Below are 14,751 nucleotides of genomic sequence, written 5' to 3'. Positions count from 1 at the left end.
ACTGCCCGCCAAGGGCGTCTACATCGACGACTCGCTCACGGTCACCTACTGGCAGCAGTCCATGGACGACGCCCTCAACTGGTAACAGATGCCCGGGAACCAGTCGTCGTGGGCCGGCTCTGGCCGGTTCTGACCGCCGCATGCCGACGACAGGCGCCCGCAGCCACCTGGGAACGGGCACCGACGACGTTCCGCCATGAGCCGTGATCGGCGGTGGGAACGTCTGGGCGTGGGTAAGGTCGAAGTCTCATCTTCGGCCGGGTTGAGAGGGGGGTGGGCGGGTGCTGCCGAATCCGCGGACCGCGGTGGGGCACGTGGTCGACTGGAGGGACAAGCCGGGTGAACTGGCCTGCGGGCCCACCGGACTTCGGGGTTGGCCGGGCCACGGATGATCATTGACCAGGTGCGGCTCCCGCACAGTGCCGCAGACGAAACGGTTGCGGCGGGTGACCGCAATGGCTTCGGTCATGGCGCGTTCCCCGGTCCGGTACCGGGCAGGGGCGTCCGGCACCTCGGCTACGGCAGGGCGTGACCATGAGCGATGACTTCCAGCAGCCCTCGGGCGGAACCGCCGGGGACCACCTCGACTTCCGCGGCAGCGTCTTCACCGGCCCGGTCCTGGGCAGGGGCGAGCAGCACATCCACTACGGGCCGCCGCGTTCTACGGCCACATGGCCGCATCAGGTCGGGGCGATCCCGGCCACCGCAGGGTGCTTTCAGCACCGGGCCGAAGCAGCCCGGCTGCGCGAGGCACTGACGGGCGGCGAGGACGCCGTCCTGGTCGGGCAGGACACCGTGCACGGGCGGGTGCTGACCGGGATGGGCGGGGTCGGCAAGACCCAGCTGGCCGCCGACTACGCCCGCACCGCCTGGCAGACGGGCCGGTTGGACGTGCTGATCTGGATCACCGCCAGCTCGTCCTCGGCGGTCGTGACCGGATACGCGCAGGCTGCCGTGGAAGTCCTGGGGGCCGACCCGGCCGACCCGGAAGCGGCGGCACAGGTGTTCGTGGCCTGGCTGGAGCCCAAACCCCAGGCCGAGCCGTGCCGTTGGCTGATCGTGCTCGACGACGTCACGGACCCCGACGATCTGCGCGGGTGGTGGCCGCCGGCCGGCCCGCACGGCCGCACCCTGGTCACCACCCGCCGCCAGGACGCCGCCCTCACCGGCCATGGTCGCCGCCTGATCAGCGTCGGCCTGTTCACCGAGGCCGAATCCCTGGCCTACCTCACCGCCGCGCTGGCCACCCACGACCGCCAGGAACCGGACGGGCACCTGGCCGCTCTCGCCGAGGATCTCGGCCAGCTGCCGCTGGCCCTGTCCCAGGCCGCCGCCTACCTCATCGACACCGGCATCAGCGTGAGCGCCTACCGGTCGCTGCTGGCCGACCGTACCCGTACGCTCGCCGACGCCGTCCCCGAGGCACTGCCCGACGGCCAGGCCCACAGCATGGCCGCCGCCTGGGCCCTGTCCATCGACCGCGCCGACACCCTCCGCCCGGCCGGCCTGGCCCGCCCGCTGCTCCGGCTCGCCGCGTTCCTGGACCCCAACGGCATCCCCGAGACCGTCCTGACCAGCGAACCCGTCCTCGCCCACCTCACCCCCGCCGCACCCGACGACGCAGGCCCACCTCCGCCACGCCGCCGGGCACACCAGGGGCTCGGTCGAGCGCTCTGGCGCCGCGGCGGCGGGCGGAGCGCCCCGGCCACCGCCGAACCCGTCACCACCGAACCCGTCACCGCAGTATCCGTCACGGCCGAACAGGTACAGCTGGCCCTGAGTGCGCTGCGCCGGCTCAGCCTCATCGACCGCGGCACTCCCGGCGGCCCGCACCCGACCGTGCGTATCCACCAGTTGATCCAGCATGCCGTCCGGGACACCCTCGCTCCCGACCAGCACGATGCACTCGCCCGCACCGCCGCCGACGCCCTCCTGGCGGCCTGGCCCGACATCGCACGCGATACCGCCCTCGCCCAGGCCCTGCGCGCCAATACCGCCGCCGTCGCCAGGAGTGCGGAGCAGGCGCTGCACCGGCCCGGCGTCCACCAAGTGCTGTACCGCGCGGGCGTCAGTCTCGGCGAGACCGGTCAAGTCACGGCCGCCCGCGACTACTTCCACCGCCTCGCCGACACCCTCACCGCTCACCTCGGCCCCGACCACCCCGACACCCTCGGCGCCTGCGGCAGCCGCGCACTGTGGCGCGGCCGGGCGGGGGATGCGGCCGGTGCCGTGTCGGCGTTGACCGACCTGCTGCCGCGTATGGTGCGGGCGGTGGGCGAAGACCACCCACACCCCCTCATCGCCCGCTACGTCCTTGCCCATTTGCTTGGGGAGATGGGGGACAAGGCCGGAGCCGCGGCGGCGTTCGCCGACCTGCTGCCACACATGGTGCGGGTGCTGGGCAGAGACCACCCCGACACTCTCGCCGCCCGCCACTGTCTCGCCGACTGGCGTGGTGGGGCGGGGGACACGGCCGGAGCCGCGACGGCGTTCGCCGACCTGGTGACCGACCGGACCCGGGTACTCGGCGAGGACCACCCCGACACCCTCTCCGCCCGCCACACCCTCGCCAACTGGCGTGGCCGGGCGGGAGATGCGGCCGGGGCCCTGTCGGCGTTGACCGAACTGCTGCCACACATGGTGCGGGTGCTGGGCGCCGATCACCCCGACACCCTCAACACCCGCTTCGGCCTCACCGTGTGGCGTGCTGAGACAGGGGACGCCGTCGGAGCCGCGACGGCACTCGCCGACCTGGTGACCGACCGGACCCGAGTACTGGGCGAGGACCACCCCCACACCCTCACCACCCGCTACGCCCTTGCCCGGCTGCGTGGGGGGACAGGCGACGCCGTCGGAGCCGCGACGGCACTCGCCGACCTGGTGACCGACCGGACCCGAGTACTGGGCGAGGACCACCCCGACACCCTCGACACCCGTATGAGTCTCGCCGTGTGGCGTGCTGAGACAGGGGACGCGGCCGGGGCCGCGGCGGCGTTCGCCGATCTGCTGCCGCACATGGTGCGGATGCTGGGCGAGGACCACCCTGAGACCCTTGCCACTCGCCACGGTCTCGCCGTGTGGCGGGCGGCGGCGGGGGATGCGGCCGGGGCCACGTCGGCGTTGACGGATCTACTGCCGTGCATGGTGCGGGTGTTGGGCGAGGACCATCCCCGTACCCGCTCCGCCCGCCACAACCTTGCCTACTTGCGGCAGCAGGCGGGAGGCGACGACGGAGCTGCCGGTTAGTACCCGCTCGCACAGCGGCAAGAGTCCCGTTCAGGGAGTCTCGTCAGGTCTGTCGGGGTGGAGAGGCAGCAGTATGCGGAAGGTGGCGCCCCGCCCGGGGGCGGTGCGGACCTCCGCGCGGCCGTGGTGGGCGGTCACCAGGGAGTGGACGATGGACAGTCCGAGACCGGCTCCTCCGGTCGGCGTGCGACCGCGGGCGTTGTCCGCGCGGTAGAAGCGGTCGAATACGTGGGCTGCCTGTTCCGGTGACATGCCCGGCCCTTCGTCGGACAGCTCCAGGACCGCTCTACCGTCCTGGGTGCCGACACCGATGCGTACCGGAGTGCCGGGCGGGGTGTGGGCGATGGCGTTGCCGACGAGGTTGGCGGTCACTTGGCGTAGGCGGGCCTCGTCGCCGAGGACGGGGGCGCCGCGAGGCGGGCCGCCGCCGGGGCCGGTCAGGGTCACCGGGCGCTGCGGATCGAGGGCGCGCAGGTCGTTCAGGGCGTCGGCGGCCAGGGTGCGCAGGTCCATGGGGGTGCGGCGCAGCGGCAGCTGCGCGCCGCCGTCGGCGGCGTCCTCGTCGAGGCGGGCGAGCAGCAGAAGGTCCTCGACCAGGCGGACGAGGCGGGCCGCCTCACGTTCGATGCGGTTCATCGCGGTGTCGACGTCGGTGCGTTCGGGCATGCCGCCCATGCGGTACAGCTCGGTGAAGCCTTTGATGCCGAACAGCGGGGTGCGCAGTTCGTGACTGGCGTCCGCGATGAACGTACGCATGCGCTCGTTCGTTGCGGCGCGCGCGGCGTCTCCGGCCTCGATGCGGTCCAGCATGCCGTTGAGGGCGGTGGACAGGCGGCCCAGTTCGGTGCGGGTGGAGGCCAGGTGCGGGACGCGGCTGGACAGATCGCCGCCCGCGATGGCCGCGGCGGTCGTCTCGATACGGCGCAAGGGTCGCAGCCCGGCGCGCACGGCGAACCATCCGATGGCCCCGAGGAGGGCGAGCACCAGGAAGTCGACCACCAGCATCAGCACGCCGAGGTGCCGGATCGTCGAGCTGACCTGGGTCAGGGAGCCGGCCACGACGACGCTGCCCTCTGATGCGGGCCCCGCCGACCGCTGCCGGGCGGCATCGAAGGGGACGGCGATCACCCGCCAGTCACGGCTGCCGTCCTTCGCCGGGGCCTGGAAGGGCTGTCCCCCGCGGGCGGCGGTCGTCGAAGCAGTGAGGACCGGCAGCCGTGGGACGCTGCCCGTGGCCGGCCGCAGGGTGTGCCGGACGCGGCCGTCGGCATCGAAGTAGGCGACGTAGACGTCGCCGGTCAGCTCGCGCTCCACAGCATCGCGCACCTGCGACGGTGCCGCATCCCCAGGCACCACGGACAGGTCGGGCAGGCGCGCTGCCACCGTGGCGGCGGTGTGCAGCCGGATGTCCAACTGGTGCACCAGCTGACGTTCGAGCAGGGTGACGAGCAGGGCGTTGCTGGCGAGCAGGGCGGCCACGACCAGCAGCAGGCAGCCGGCCAGCAGACGCCCGCCCAGCGACAGCCGCCTGAGCGGGCCGCGAGCCGTGGCCGCCGTCACGGGCGGGGCCTGCGCAGCACATAGCCGGTGCCGCGCACCGTGTGGATCAGCTTCGGCTCACCGGTGTCGATCTTGCGGCGCAGGTAGCTGATGTAGGAGGCGACGATCGAGTCGTCGCCGCCGAAGTCGTAGCGCCAGACCTGCTCCAGGAGCTGGTCCCTGGACAGGACCTGCCCGGCGTTCTCCATCAGCACGCGCAGCAGGCTGAACTCGGTCGGGGACAGCTGCACCGGCTGCCCGCTCCGGGTCACCAGGTGGCTGTCGGGGTCCAGTTCCAGCTCGCCCACGACCAGGCGGCCGTCTGGTTGGCGTCCACTGGTGCGGCGCAGCACCGCCTGGATACGCAGGATGAGTTCTTCGAGGTTGAACGGCTTGGTGACGTAGTCGTCTCCGCCGGCCCGCAGTCCGCTGATGCGGTCCTCGGCCGCGTCCCGCGCCGTGAGGAAGAGGATCGGCGGGTGGCCGTTTGCCTGGGCGGGGCGCCGTTCGCGCAACCGGCGGGCGACCTCGAAGCCGTCGATGTCGGGCAGCATCACATCCAGGACGATCAGGTCGGGGTGCTGGCCGCGGACCGCGTCCAGCGCCTGCGCGCCGGTCTCGGCCGGGATCACCTGGAATCGGGCCAGCCGCAGGCTCGCTGACAGCAGCTCACGCAGGGTGGGATCGTCCTCCACCAGCAGCAGTCGTTGTGTCATCGCCATCGTCATCGCCCCTGTCCCCGACCGGTGATCGTCTGCCTTTCAGTGTCCGGGCCTGCTACGCGTCTCATGTCCGGGCCTGCTACGCGTCTCAGTGTCCGGGGCGGCTACGCGTCGCGCTTGCGGAAGACGGTGAACGCCGCCGCCGTCAGAACGGCCACGCAACCCGCCATGACACCCAAACCCGCCCAGGGGCCCAGCAGGGCGGGATCGTGGTAGGCGGTGATGATCTGCCCGCCGGCCATCGGCGGCCAGTACTTCGACACCCAGTCGCCGACCGCACCGGGCAGCGCCGGTGCGAACGCCTGGACGATCAGCATCACACCGAACAGCGTCGTCACCGTGGCCGTCGTACTGCGGATCACGGTGCCCAGAGCCAGTCCGAAGAGCCCGGCCAGCGCCAGATACAGGCCACCGCCGACGATGCCGCGCAGCGCCGGGCCGCCGGACAGCGACAGGTGCGGGGCGCCCGCCCCGGCCAGCGACGCCTGCCCGACCAGAAACCCGGCGAGCGACACGAGGATGCCGACCGGCAGGGTCACGACCGTCAAGGCCACGGCCTTGGACGCCAGAACCCGGGCCCGGTGCGGGACGGACGTCAGCGTGCTGACGATCGTGCGCGCGCCGTATTCGGAGGTGATGACCAGGCCACCCAGCAGACCGAGGGCGATCTGCGCGAGCAGATAGCCGCGCAGGCTGGTGGCCAGGGGGTCGAAGGCGGACTGGTCGGCGGGTGTCATGCTCGCGAATTCACTGCCCGCGGACGAGCCGTTCAACGCGGCGAGTCCCATGCAGAACGCCAGGGTGCCCAGGATCACGTACAGCGTCGACCGCATGGTACGGATCTTGATCCATTCGGCGTGCAGGCAACGCCAGAAGGTCGCCTTGTGTGCCCGCGCGTCGCTCGACGAGGCCGGCTGGGCGCGGCGCGTGAAACGCTTCGCCTTTATCACCTTCGTGGCCGTCGTGGCCGTCGTCGCCTCCGTCGCCTTCTTCGTCTTCTTCGTCTTCTTCGTCTTCGGTCGAGGCCGTGTGGGGATGCGGCTCATCGGCTCGTCTCCTTCTCGGCCTGGTACTCCACCGCGTCACGGGTCAGATCCATGAACGCCTGCTCCAGCGAGACCTGGCGCGGCGACAACTCGTGCAGTTCCACACCGCCGGCAGCCGCCAGGGCCCCGATCCCGGCGGTTTCCAGACCGGTCACCACCAGGGTGTCACTGCCCTCCGCGCGCACGTCCACGGCCGTGGCCAGCATCCGGCGCAGCGCCTCGGCCTGCGGAGTGCGCACCAGGACCACGCGCTCGGAATGCGCTTCGATGAAATCCTTCATCGTCGTATCGGCGATCAGCTTTCCGCGGCCGATGACGATGAGGTGATCGGCGGTCCGTTCCATCTCGCTCATCAGATGGCTGGACATCAGCACGGCGCGTCCCTCGGCGGCCATCTTCCGCATGAGGGTACGGATCCACACGATGCCCTCCGGATCCAGCCCGTTGAGGGGCTCGTCGAAGACCAGCACCGGCGCATCACCCAGCAGTGCCGCGGCGATGCCGAGCCGTTGGCGCATACCGAGGGAGTACGTTCCCGCCCGGCGTCGGCTCACCTTCTCCAGGCCCACCTCGGCCAGCGCCTCGTGCACCCGGCTGCGCGGGATCCCGTTGCCGGCCGCGAGCGCCAGCAGATGGTGGTACGCGGTGCGGCTGGGCAGCACCGCCCCCGGGTCAAGCAACGCCCCGACCGCCCGCAACGGCGCGGGCTGCGCGGCATACGCCCGCCCGCCCACGGTCGCGGTGCCCGAACTGGCGGCGTCCAGGCCGAGGATCATGCGAAGCGTCGTCGACTTGCCTGCGCCGTTGGGCCCGAGGAAGCCGGTCACCTCCCCGGGACGGACGGTGAAGGTCAGTTCATCCACGGCGAGGACCTCACCGTAGCGCTTGGTCAGGCCACGAACTTCGATCATCAGGGCTCTCCAGAACCGACGGTGGAACGGTGCGCGCGACTGCCGCGAGCACCGCTCCACCGTCGACCGCCGACTTGAGCCGCGTCTGCGCGAACATGAACGCCCCATGGGAACGGCGGGCCCCTGACGTGGGCGGGCCGCGCCGACGCCGCCCAACGCGGCCGGTGACTCACATAAAACTCGCATGAAGCGGTCAGTCGACTACCGCGGGCTTGGGCTGACCCAGCCGTCCTCGTGTCGCGATCAGCAGGATCAGGGCCGCCACGGCCGAGGCGAGCAGGAAGGCGTGGGAGGCGTCGGCGCGAGTCTGGCCGGGGAACATGTCGGACCATGCCATGGAGATGTAGTTGTTGACGCCGCAGTGCAGGAGCATCACGAGCGGCATGCTCTCGCCGGACTTGTTGAACACCCAGGTCATCACCGCGCTGAAAGCGACGGTCGTGGCGACGAACAGCACAGGATCGATCAGCGCCACATCCGGTCCGCCGCCCCAGTCGGTGAGGAACAGCGGCAGGTGCCAGCCACCCCACAGGACGCCTACGACGGCGGTGGCGGTGAGGGCGCCGAAGCGGTTCTGCATGCGGGGCATGGCGAACTCGCGCCAGCCGGGCTCCTCGGCAAGGCCCGTCGTGAGCATCTGGGCGAGCAGGGCGGGCAGGTAGGCGACGAGGACGGCGGCGGACGGCAGTTCGGGCGCGCGGCCGGCCAGCGCGGCCGAGGCGAGCATCAGCGCAACCGGCACCGCGAGGACGACCACCAGATACCAGCGCCAGCCGACCTTGAACCTCGTCATGCGGGTCCGCCAGGTCCGTAGACCCGCGCGTCCTTCGGCGAAGCCGGTGACGAGGAGGGCCGCAGTGATCGGCCCGAGGTAGGCACCGGGCAGGATACCGAGGAGTTGAGATCCGGCCTCGCCGCCGGGGAAGGTGAAGTCCCAGACGCCGATGCCGTTGTGGGAGAGGATGTAGGGAGTCCAGGCCACCCAACTCAACCCGTAGGCGAGTGCGAAGAACCAGGTCAAGGGGCGGCGGCGGACGCTGCGGCGCAGACCCGTGGGTTGCTGCGGGGCGGGCGGGGTCGGTGTGACGCCGGGGGTTACGGGGACGTAGGAGCTCACCGCGGTTCCTTTCGGAGGGGCTGACGTGATGTGCTCAGCTGACCAGTGCGGCGCGTGGAGATCATTGCCGTTGGTGCCCCAAGTCCAATACAGCAGGCTGTACCTGGCGTGTCGTCAGGTGCTTCGTCGGCCGTGCTCCAGGTAGGTGAGCACCGCGGCGCGCCCCCGCCCGTCGACGCACCCCCGCCCGTCGACGTGCTCCCGCCAGTCCCCGATCGGCCAGGACGGGCGACCAGATGCCGCGAGAGACGGCCCGCAGTTCGCCCTGGACGGGAGACGGCCCGCAGTTCGCCCTGGAGTGGGACGAGCTGCGGGCCGTGGCCCTTCAGACTGCTGACCAATCCATCCTGTCCCGCTACCGCGGGTCGCGGTTGAACAGCGACTTGGACCAGAGGTAGCCGAGCACGGCCAGCCCCAGGCACCAGCCGACGGCCAGCCATCCGTTGTGGCCGATCTCGGTGCCGAGCAGCAGCCCGCGCAGCGTCTCGATGGCCGGGGTGAACGGCTGGTATTCGGCGATCGGCTGGAACCAGCCCGGCATCGCGTCGACCGGGACGAAGGCGCTGGAGAGGAGCGGCAGGACCATCAACGGCAGGGCGTTGTTGCTGGCCGCCTCGGCGTTCGGGCTGGACAGGCCCATCCCGACCGCGATCCAGGTGAGCGCCAGGGAGACGAGCGCCAGCAGCCCCACCGCCAGGATCCAGTCCAGGGCGGTGGCATCCGTGGCTCGGAACCCGATGGCCACGGCGACGGCGCCGACGAGGACCACGCTCAGCACGCACTGCAACACGCTGCCGACGACGTGCCCGATGAGCACCGACCCGCGGTGGATCGCCATCGTACGGAAGCGGGCGATGATGCCCTCGGTCATATCCATGGCGACGGACACCGCGCTGCCGATCGTGGTGCCGCCGATGGTCAGCATCAGGATGCCCGGGACGAGATACGACAGGTACTGGGACCGGCCCGCCCCACCGTCCCCGATGCCGGCGCTCATCACATCGCCGAAGATGTAGACGAAGAGCAGCAACAGCATGACCGGTGTGAGCAGCAGATTCAGTGTCATGGACGGGTAGCGCCGCGCGTGCAGCAGATTCCGCCGCAGCATCGTGGACGAGTCGCGCACGGCGAGGGAGAGGGAGCTCATCGGACATCCTCCTTGGGCTGGCCGGGCCGGCCGGTCTTGGCCGGCACGCTGCTGCCGGTCAGGGCGAAGAACACATCGTCGAGGTCGGGGGTGTGCACGGTCAGTTCGTCCGCCTCGACGTCGGCCGCGTCCAGCCGGTCGAGAAGGGAACGCAGCTCGCGCTGGCTGCCGTCGCTGGGAATCTGCAACGCCAGCGCCTCGTCGTCCCGGGTGACCTCGCGCAGCGCGAGGGCGGCGCTCCGGTACGCGCCCGGGTCGGTGAAACGGAGCCGGACGTGTCCGCCGAGGATCAGCCGCTTCAGCTCCTCGGCAGTGCCCTCGGCGACGATCTTGCCGTTGTTCAGCACCGCGATGCGGTCGGCCAGCTCGTCGGCCTCCTTCAGATACTGGGTGGTGAGGAAGACGGTGACGCCGCCCGAGACGAGTTCCCGGATGATCTGCCACATGCTGTGGCGGGAGCGCGGGTCGAGGCCGGTGGTCGGCTCGTCGAGGAAGATGATCCGCGGGTTGCCGACGAGCGTCATGGCGATGTCGAGTCGGCGCTTCATGCCGCCGGAGTAGGTGGCGGCGGGTTTCTTCGCGGCCTCGGTGAGATCGAACCGCTCCAGCAGCTCGGCGGCGGTGCGCCGCCCCTCGCGCTTGGAGAGGTGGTGCAGGTCCGCCATCAGGACCATGTTCTCCTCGCCGGTGATCAGCCCGTCGACGGCGGAGAACTGCCCGGTGACGCCGATCGCGGCGCGCACCCCGTCCGGTGATGTGGCGACATCGTGCCCCGCGACCTGAGCGTGTCCGCCGTCGGCAGCGATGAGCGTGGACAGGATGTTCACCGCGGTGGTCTTACCGGCACCGTTGGGTCCGAGCAGCGCGAACACGGACCCGGCCGGGATCCGCAGATCGATGCCGTCGAGGACGGTCTTGTCGCCGTACGACTTGCACAGACCGATCGTGGAGATGGCGGCGGGCGGCTGCGGACCGCCCGCCCGCCTGGGCGTGGGCATGACAGAAGAAGGCATGGAGGCCCCCGTTCGAAGGGTGAAGTGACTGGGGTTTCGAAAGGTGAAGTGACTGGGGTTTCGAAGAGTGAAGTGACTGAGGCGAGGGGCGAGTTGGCGGGTCCGGTGCTCAGACCTTGGCGCGGCGGACGTCGATGTTGCCGTGGCGGGTCCGGGCGCGGACCTTGACGGTGTCCTCGGTCTCCTCCGGGGTTTCGGACGCGGTGAGCGTGTTGCGCACCTGGCCGGAGTCCGAGCTGACGTCGAGCCAGGCGGCCGTGCCCTCGCGGACACCGACCTCGATGGCGCCGTAGGAGGTCTCCAACTGGACGGCGCCGCGGGCCACTTCGCCCACGCGGAGGGTGCCATGGGCGGTGGTGGCGGTGACCGAGCCCTCGGCGCGCGCGATGTCGATGTCGCCGTTGGCGCCGCTCACCCGCAGGTCGCCGGTCGCGGCACCGACGGTCGTACTGCCGTGCGAGTTCTTCAGGACGGCGGGGCCGTCGACGAGGCCGACGCGCAGGCTGCCGGAGCTGGTGGTGATCTCGGCCATGCCCTCGACCCGGTCGACGGTGATCGAGCCGTGGGCGGCGGTCAGCTGGAGCGGCCCGGTCGCATCGAGGCGGACGTCGCCGGACGAGGTCTTCACCCGGACCTCGCCGAGCCGGCCTTCGCCGAGCATCTGGGCCCAGGCGCCGGTCATGTCGACGCGCGAGCCCGTGGGCAGGTCGACCGTGATGTCGACGGTGCCGGTGCGGCCGAACAGATAGCGCTGCTTGGGCGTCCTGACGGTCAGTACGCCGCTCGCGTACGTGACCTCGGTCTGCTCGGCCGTCCGCACGTCCTGGTCCTTCTTCGGGTCGCGGGGCCGGACCTCGACGACGGTGTCGAGGCGGTCGCCCGCGCTGAACTGGATGGAACCGGCCTCCACGCGTGCGGTGACCGAGATCGGTTCGGGGGTGTCGAAAGAAGGCATGACTGTCCCGTCCTCATGAGTCCTTGGACCGTCCCCGCTGGTGGGACGTGGTGTGAGTGAACTGCTGTGGATGAAGTGCTGTGGATGAAGTAGTGCGGGTGAAGTGGTGCGGGCGGGGCGCGGCTAGCGCACCCAGCCCGTGAAGCTCTGTCCGATGGTGCGGGTCTTCTCCGTCGTACGCGGCCGGGTGCCGCCGTCGACCGCGGCCGACACGGCCCGCACCAGCCATGCGTTGACCGACAGGCCCTCGCGGCTCGCGGCCTCCTCGGCACGCGCCTTGAGGTGAGCCGGCAGACGCAGATTGACGCGGGCGGTGCCACCCTCCTCGCCGTCGGCAGGCGCCTGCGCCCTGAACGGTTCGACGGGCGACCCTTCCGCTTCCATGGGGCCGCCGCCGGCCGACGGCGGCGTCACCACGAAGTCGGGGTCCAGCCCGCGCAGCCGCACGTCGACCGAGCCGGGAGCGAGCTCGCGGGTGATCTCGTCCATCGCGGCGGAGAGCACATTGAGCATGATCAGACGGGTCGCCGACTCCAGCGGAGCGGTGAGCCGCTCGGCCAGCTCGCGGGCATCGTCCCCGCCGGCTTCGGCGGCCACCGCGAGTTCGCGGCGGAGAGTGTCGACATACGGCGTGAGGTCCATAGCGCCATCATGGCGCCACAATGGCACAACCGCAAGCCCTTATGGCGCCTTGCCTGCGGCTGTACTGGAAGGCGACGGGCTTGACCTGCGGAAACGCACAGAAAATCGACCTGATCGACCGCGGCGCCACACGCACCCAAGCCCTCCCGGGAGCACGGAACAACGCCGGACGGCACCAGATGACACCAAACGGCACCACCTCGACACCACGTGACACCACATGGCGCCACACGACGCCAACTGGCACCATGTGACGCCGCATGGCGCCGCAATCAGCACGATCGGGCCCGGCCTGCGTCGTGCACCACACGTTCCGCTCTCACAGACGAGGACACCGTCATGTCCGACCCCATCGATGATTCCTCGGAGCAGCCCAGGCTCTGGCAAGTGAAGATCGGGCTCATCGCCACGGCGGCCCAGCACGAAGAGCTGATGGACCGCCTGGCTGAGGTGCTGTGCCCCGATCCGAACCACGATGGGCCCTGCCCCATCCCGTGGGGCATGCACAGCATCAACGGGGATTCCCTGTCCCGTCGGCAGCGCAAGGCACTACTGACAGAGATCAGGGAGACCAACTGGAATCCAGCGGAAGGTGAGGGGACAGACACCGGAAGGTCCCGGCGACCTGCCTGAACAACCGAGTGGCCCATCGCTCCCTGCCCACCGAGGGACCGAGGCCGCACGCACAGTGACCGCCGGCCTACCCGACACCCTCCTGCAGCGGCACCACCACCCGGCACGCCCGCTTCCAGGTGCGCCGGTCAGGGCGTAGCCGGTGTCCCCGCGAGCTGTGTGGGGATGCGGCGATGAATGTCCTCAAGCAGGTCCCGCATCGCCATGTGGAAGATCTCGGCCTGGTGTTCACCGATGAAGGAGGTGTGCCCGAACACCTCCAGGACGACCATGCCGTGCATGTGGCCCCATGCACCGAGGAGGAGAGCGCTCGCGGGCGGCGGCAGGGTTTCCGAGCCGTGCGGAAACAGGGGTTCCAGATGTGCCTGGAGAGCCGACGAGAGTCCCCGGGTGTTGGCGGCGGCCAGTTGTGCCGTGGTGAACCCCTCGAACATCTCGCGCTGGAATATCGCGCGCATCCGGTGCACCGCCTGAGTGGTCGGACCCTCGTGGGGTGCCGTGTAATGACGCAGCGGTGTTCCGTACAGCAGTTGGAACCGCTCGACGTGGGTGATGGCCCATCGGCGATAGCCCTCGGTGGCGGACATGAACCGCAGCGCGGCCGGTTCGTCCGCCACTGCGTCGACAGCTGCCATCACGGCATCGGCCAGGTCGTCGTACGCCTTGGTGACGAGAACGGTGACGAGGGCGTCCCGGTTCGGAAAGTAGTGGTAGAGCCCCTGGACTGTCATGCCGAGGTTACGGGCGACCCCTCTCAGGGAAAGGGCCTGCGGCCCGTGTTCGGCGATGTAACTCTCGGCGGCCGCCACGATCTCCTGGGTGGCGGCGGCCCGGCGTCGCTGGCGCAGGGACGGCACGGCCGTCGTAGACGCCTCTGCGGACATGCGGCGATCCTACGACGGCTGATCCGACGAGGCATCAGAAAGCGAGAGCGAGTAGAAACGCCTGACAGGTGTCAGGTAAATCTCCTACTGCTCAAACAGTGACTGCCTTACTAGCGTCGTTCCCGGCGACGAAGAGCGCGGCACCGCACCCCCTGAGCGGTCGCGGCCCAGAGCCTGGTCGAGCAGGTACGCGCGCTCACCCCGCCCCATGGAACCCACCCCCTGGTCGGGGGAACGGACGCCGTGCTCGTCGACGCCAAGGACTCCATCGCCGACCGGCTCCCCCTGGCCGTGGCCCTGGTCGTCCTCACCACCTTCCTGCTGCTCTTCCTGTTCACCGGCAGCATCGTGCAGCCGTTGCGCGCACTGCTCCTCAACCTGATCAGCCTGGCAGCCGCCCTCAGCGTGATGACCTGGATCTTCCAGGACGGCAACCTCTCCTCCCTCCTCGGCTTCACCGCGCAGCCCATGGAGGTGTCCATGACCGTGCTGATGTTCTGCATAGCCTTCGGCCTCTCGATGGACTACGAGGTCTTCGTCACCAGCCGCATCAAGGAACTCCACGACCACGGAGCCGACAACGAGGCCGCCGTGGTCAACGGTCTCGGCCACACCGGACGCATCGTCAGCGCGGCTGCCTTCCTCCTCGCGGTGAGCTTCTTCGCCTTCGGCACCGCCAAGATCAGCTTCATGCAGATGTTCGGTCTCGGCAGCGGACTGGCCGTCCTCCTCGACGCCCTCGCCGTCCGCGGCGTCCTCGTCCCCGCCGCGATGCGGCTGCTCGGGAACACGGCCTGGTACGCGCCCGGCTTCCTCCGCAGACTCCACATGCGGTACGGCCTCAGCGAAAGCGGCCCCGAGCCGACATCCACACCCGGACCCGTAGCAGCGGCTCC

At 70.4% G+C, this 14,751-nt stretch carries 12 protein-coding genes and 2 pseudogenes; 4 read left to right on the top strand and 10 right to left on the bottom strand.

Annotation, left to right across the window (positions count from 1 at the left end; genetic code table 11):
- Both ACWEKM_RS42705 and fxsT read left to right on the top strand, forming a co-directional pair.
- Window positions 1-85, top strand: a pseudogene (locus ACWEKM_RS42705) (DUF4232 domain-containing protein); the annotation flags it as partial.
- 449 nt (window positions 86-534) lie between these two features.
- Complete coding sequence (fxsT, locus tag ACWEKM_RS42700) at window positions 535-3,246, top strand: FxSxx-COOH system tetratricopeptide repeat protein (RefSeq protein WP_451626696.1); 2,712 nt, start codon at window positions 535-537, stop codon at window positions 3,244-3,246.
- 30 nt (window positions 3,247-3,276) lie between these two features.
- On the opposite strand, the gene ACWEKM_RS42695 is transcribed toward fxsT, so the two are convergent.
- The 9 genes from ACWEKM_RS42695 to ACWEKM_RS42655 all read right to left on the bottom strand — a co-directional run bounded on the left by ACWEKM_RS42695 (window position 3,277) and on the right by ACWEKM_RS42655 (window position 12,338).
- Window positions 3,277-4,806: a sensor histidine kinase gene (locus ACWEKM_RS42695; protein ID WP_451626695.1), complete on the bottom strand. Its 1,530-nt coding sequence runs from the start codon at window positions 4,804-4,806 to the stop codon at window positions 3,277-3,279.
- Window positions 4,803-5,507, bottom strand: a complete 705-nt coding sequence (locus ACWEKM_RS42690) for a response regulator transcription factor (protein WP_451626694.1) — start codon at window positions 5,505-5,507, stop codon at window positions 4,803-4,805. The genes ACWEKM_RS42695 and ACWEKM_RS42690 overlap by 4 nt, the downstream gene beginning before the upstream one ends.
- Window positions 5,508-5,611: 104 nt before the next feature.
- Window positions 5,612-6,553 carry an ABC transporter permease gene (locus ACWEKM_RS42685; RefSeq protein WP_451626693.1) on the bottom strand — a complete coding sequence of 314 codons (942 nt, stop codon included), beginning with the start codon at window positions 6,551-6,553 and terminating at the stop codon, window positions 5,612-5,614.
- On the bottom strand, window positions 6,550-7,464 hold the full coding sequence (locus tag ACWEKM_RS42680; protein WP_451626692.1) for an ABC transporter ATP-binding protein: 915 nt from the start codon (window positions 7,462-7,464) through the stop codon (window positions 6,550-6,552). The genes ACWEKM_RS42685 and ACWEKM_RS42680 overlap by 4 nt, the downstream gene beginning before the upstream one ends.
- A gap of 193 nt (window positions 7,465-7,657) precedes the next feature.
- Window positions 7,658-8,581, bottom strand: coding sequence for a CPBP family intramembrane glutamic endopeptidase (locus tag ACWEKM_RS42675; protein WP_451626691.1), 924 nt, complete (start codon window positions 8,579-8,581; stop codon window positions 7,658-7,660).
- A 355-nt stretch (window positions 8,582-8,936) separates the two neighbouring features.
- Window positions 8,937-9,728, bottom strand: coding sequence for an ABC transporter permease (locus ACWEKM_RS42670; protein WP_451626690.1), 792 nt, complete (start codon window positions 9,726-9,728; stop codon window positions 8,937-8,939).
- On the bottom strand, window positions 9,725-10,726 hold the full coding sequence (locus ACWEKM_RS42665; protein WP_451626689.1) for an ATP-binding cassette domain-containing protein: 1,002 nt from the start codon (window positions 10,724-10,726) through the stop codon (window positions 9,725-9,727). The genes ACWEKM_RS42670 and ACWEKM_RS42665 overlap by 4 nt, the downstream gene beginning before the upstream one ends.
- A 124-nt stretch (window positions 10,727-10,850) precedes the next feature.
- Window positions 10,851-11,696, bottom strand: a complete 846-nt coding sequence (locus tag ACWEKM_RS42660; protein WP_451626688.1) for a DUF4097 family beta strand repeat-containing protein — start codon at window positions 11,694-11,696, stop codon at window positions 10,851-10,853.
- A gap of 123 nt (window positions 11,697-11,819) precedes the next feature.
- Window positions 11,820-12,338: a toxin-antitoxin system HicB family antitoxin gene (locus ACWEKM_RS42655; RefSeq protein ID WP_451626687.1), complete on the bottom strand. Its 519-nt coding sequence runs from the start codon at window positions 12,336-12,338 to the stop codon at window positions 11,820-11,822.
- A gap of 339 nt (window positions 12,339-12,677) precedes the next feature.
- Between ACWEKM_RS42655 and ACWEKM_RS42650 the strand changes: the two genes are divergently transcribed.
- Window positions 12,678-12,971 carry a hypothetical protein gene (locus tag ACWEKM_RS42650; RefSeq protein ID WP_451626686.1) on the top strand — a complete coding sequence of 98 codons (294 nt, stop codon included), beginning with the start codon at window positions 12,678-12,680 and terminating at the stop codon, window positions 12,969-12,971.
- Window positions 12,972-13,099: 128 nt separating this feature from the next.
- Here ACWEKM_RS42650 and ACWEKM_RS42645 read toward each other — a convergent pair whose 3' ends face one another.
- Window positions 13,100-13,855, bottom strand: coding sequence for a TetR/AcrR family transcriptional regulator (locus ACWEKM_RS42645; RefSeq protein WP_451626685.1), 756 nt, complete (start codon window positions 13,853-13,855; stop codon window positions 13,100-13,102).
- Window positions 13,856-14,017: 162 nt separating this feature from the next.
- Between ACWEKM_RS42645 and ACWEKM_RS42640 the strand changes: the two are divergent.
- Window positions 14,018-14,751 (top strand): annotated as a pseudogene (locus ACWEKM_RS42640) (MMPL family transporter); the annotation flags it as partial.

This window comes from Streptomyces sp. NPDC004752, from assembly GCF_053601275.1.
Note: the sequence above shows the minus strand (reverse complement) of the source record. Positions and strands in the feature narration are given on the sequence as shown.

What these genes read in the sequence shown, in the direction of transcription:
- fxsT (WP_451626696.1), top strand. Translation starts at nt 535, where the DNA reads ATGAGCGATGACTTCCAGCAGCCCTCGGGCGGAACCGCCGGGGACCAC.
- ACWEKM_RS42690 (WP_451626694.1), bottom strand. Translation starts at nt 5,507, where the DNA reads ATGGCGATGACACAACGACTGCTGCTGGTGGAGGACGATCCCACCCTG.
- ACWEKM_RS42685 (WP_451626693.1), bottom strand. Translation starts at nt 6,553, where the DNA reads ATGAGCCGCATCCCCACACGGCCTCGACCGAAGACGAAGAAGACGAAG.
- ACWEKM_RS42680 (WP_451626692.1), bottom strand. Translation starts at nt 7,464, where the DNA reads ATGATCGAAGTTCGTGGCCTGACCAAGCGCTACGGTGAGGTCCTCGCC.
- ACWEKM_RS42670 (WP_451626690.1), bottom strand. Translation starts at nt 9,728, where the DNA reads ATGAGCTCCCTCTCCCTCGCCGTGCGCGACTCGTCCACGATGCTGCGG.
- ACWEKM_RS42665 (WP_451626689.1), bottom strand. Translation starts at nt 10,726, where the DNA reads ATGCCCACGCCCAGGCGGGCGGGCGGTCCGCAGCCGCCCGCCGCCATC.
- ACWEKM_RS42660 (WP_451626688.1), bottom strand. Translation starts at nt 11,696, where the DNA reads ATGCCTTCTTTCGACACCCCCGAACCGATCTCGGTCACCGCACGCGTG.
- ACWEKM_RS42655 (WP_451626687.1), bottom strand. Translation starts at nt 12,338, where the DNA reads ATGGACCTCACGCCGTATGTCGACACTCTCCGCCGCGAACTCGCGGTG.
- ACWEKM_RS42650 (WP_451626686.1), top strand. Translation starts at nt 12,678, where the DNA reads ATGTCCGACCCCATCGATGATTCCTCGGAGCAGCCCAGGCTCTGGCAA.
- ACWEKM_RS42645 (WP_451626685.1), bottom strand. Translation starts at nt 13,855, where the DNA reads ATGTCCGCAGAGGCGTCTACGACGGCCGTGCCGTCCCTGCGCCAGCGA.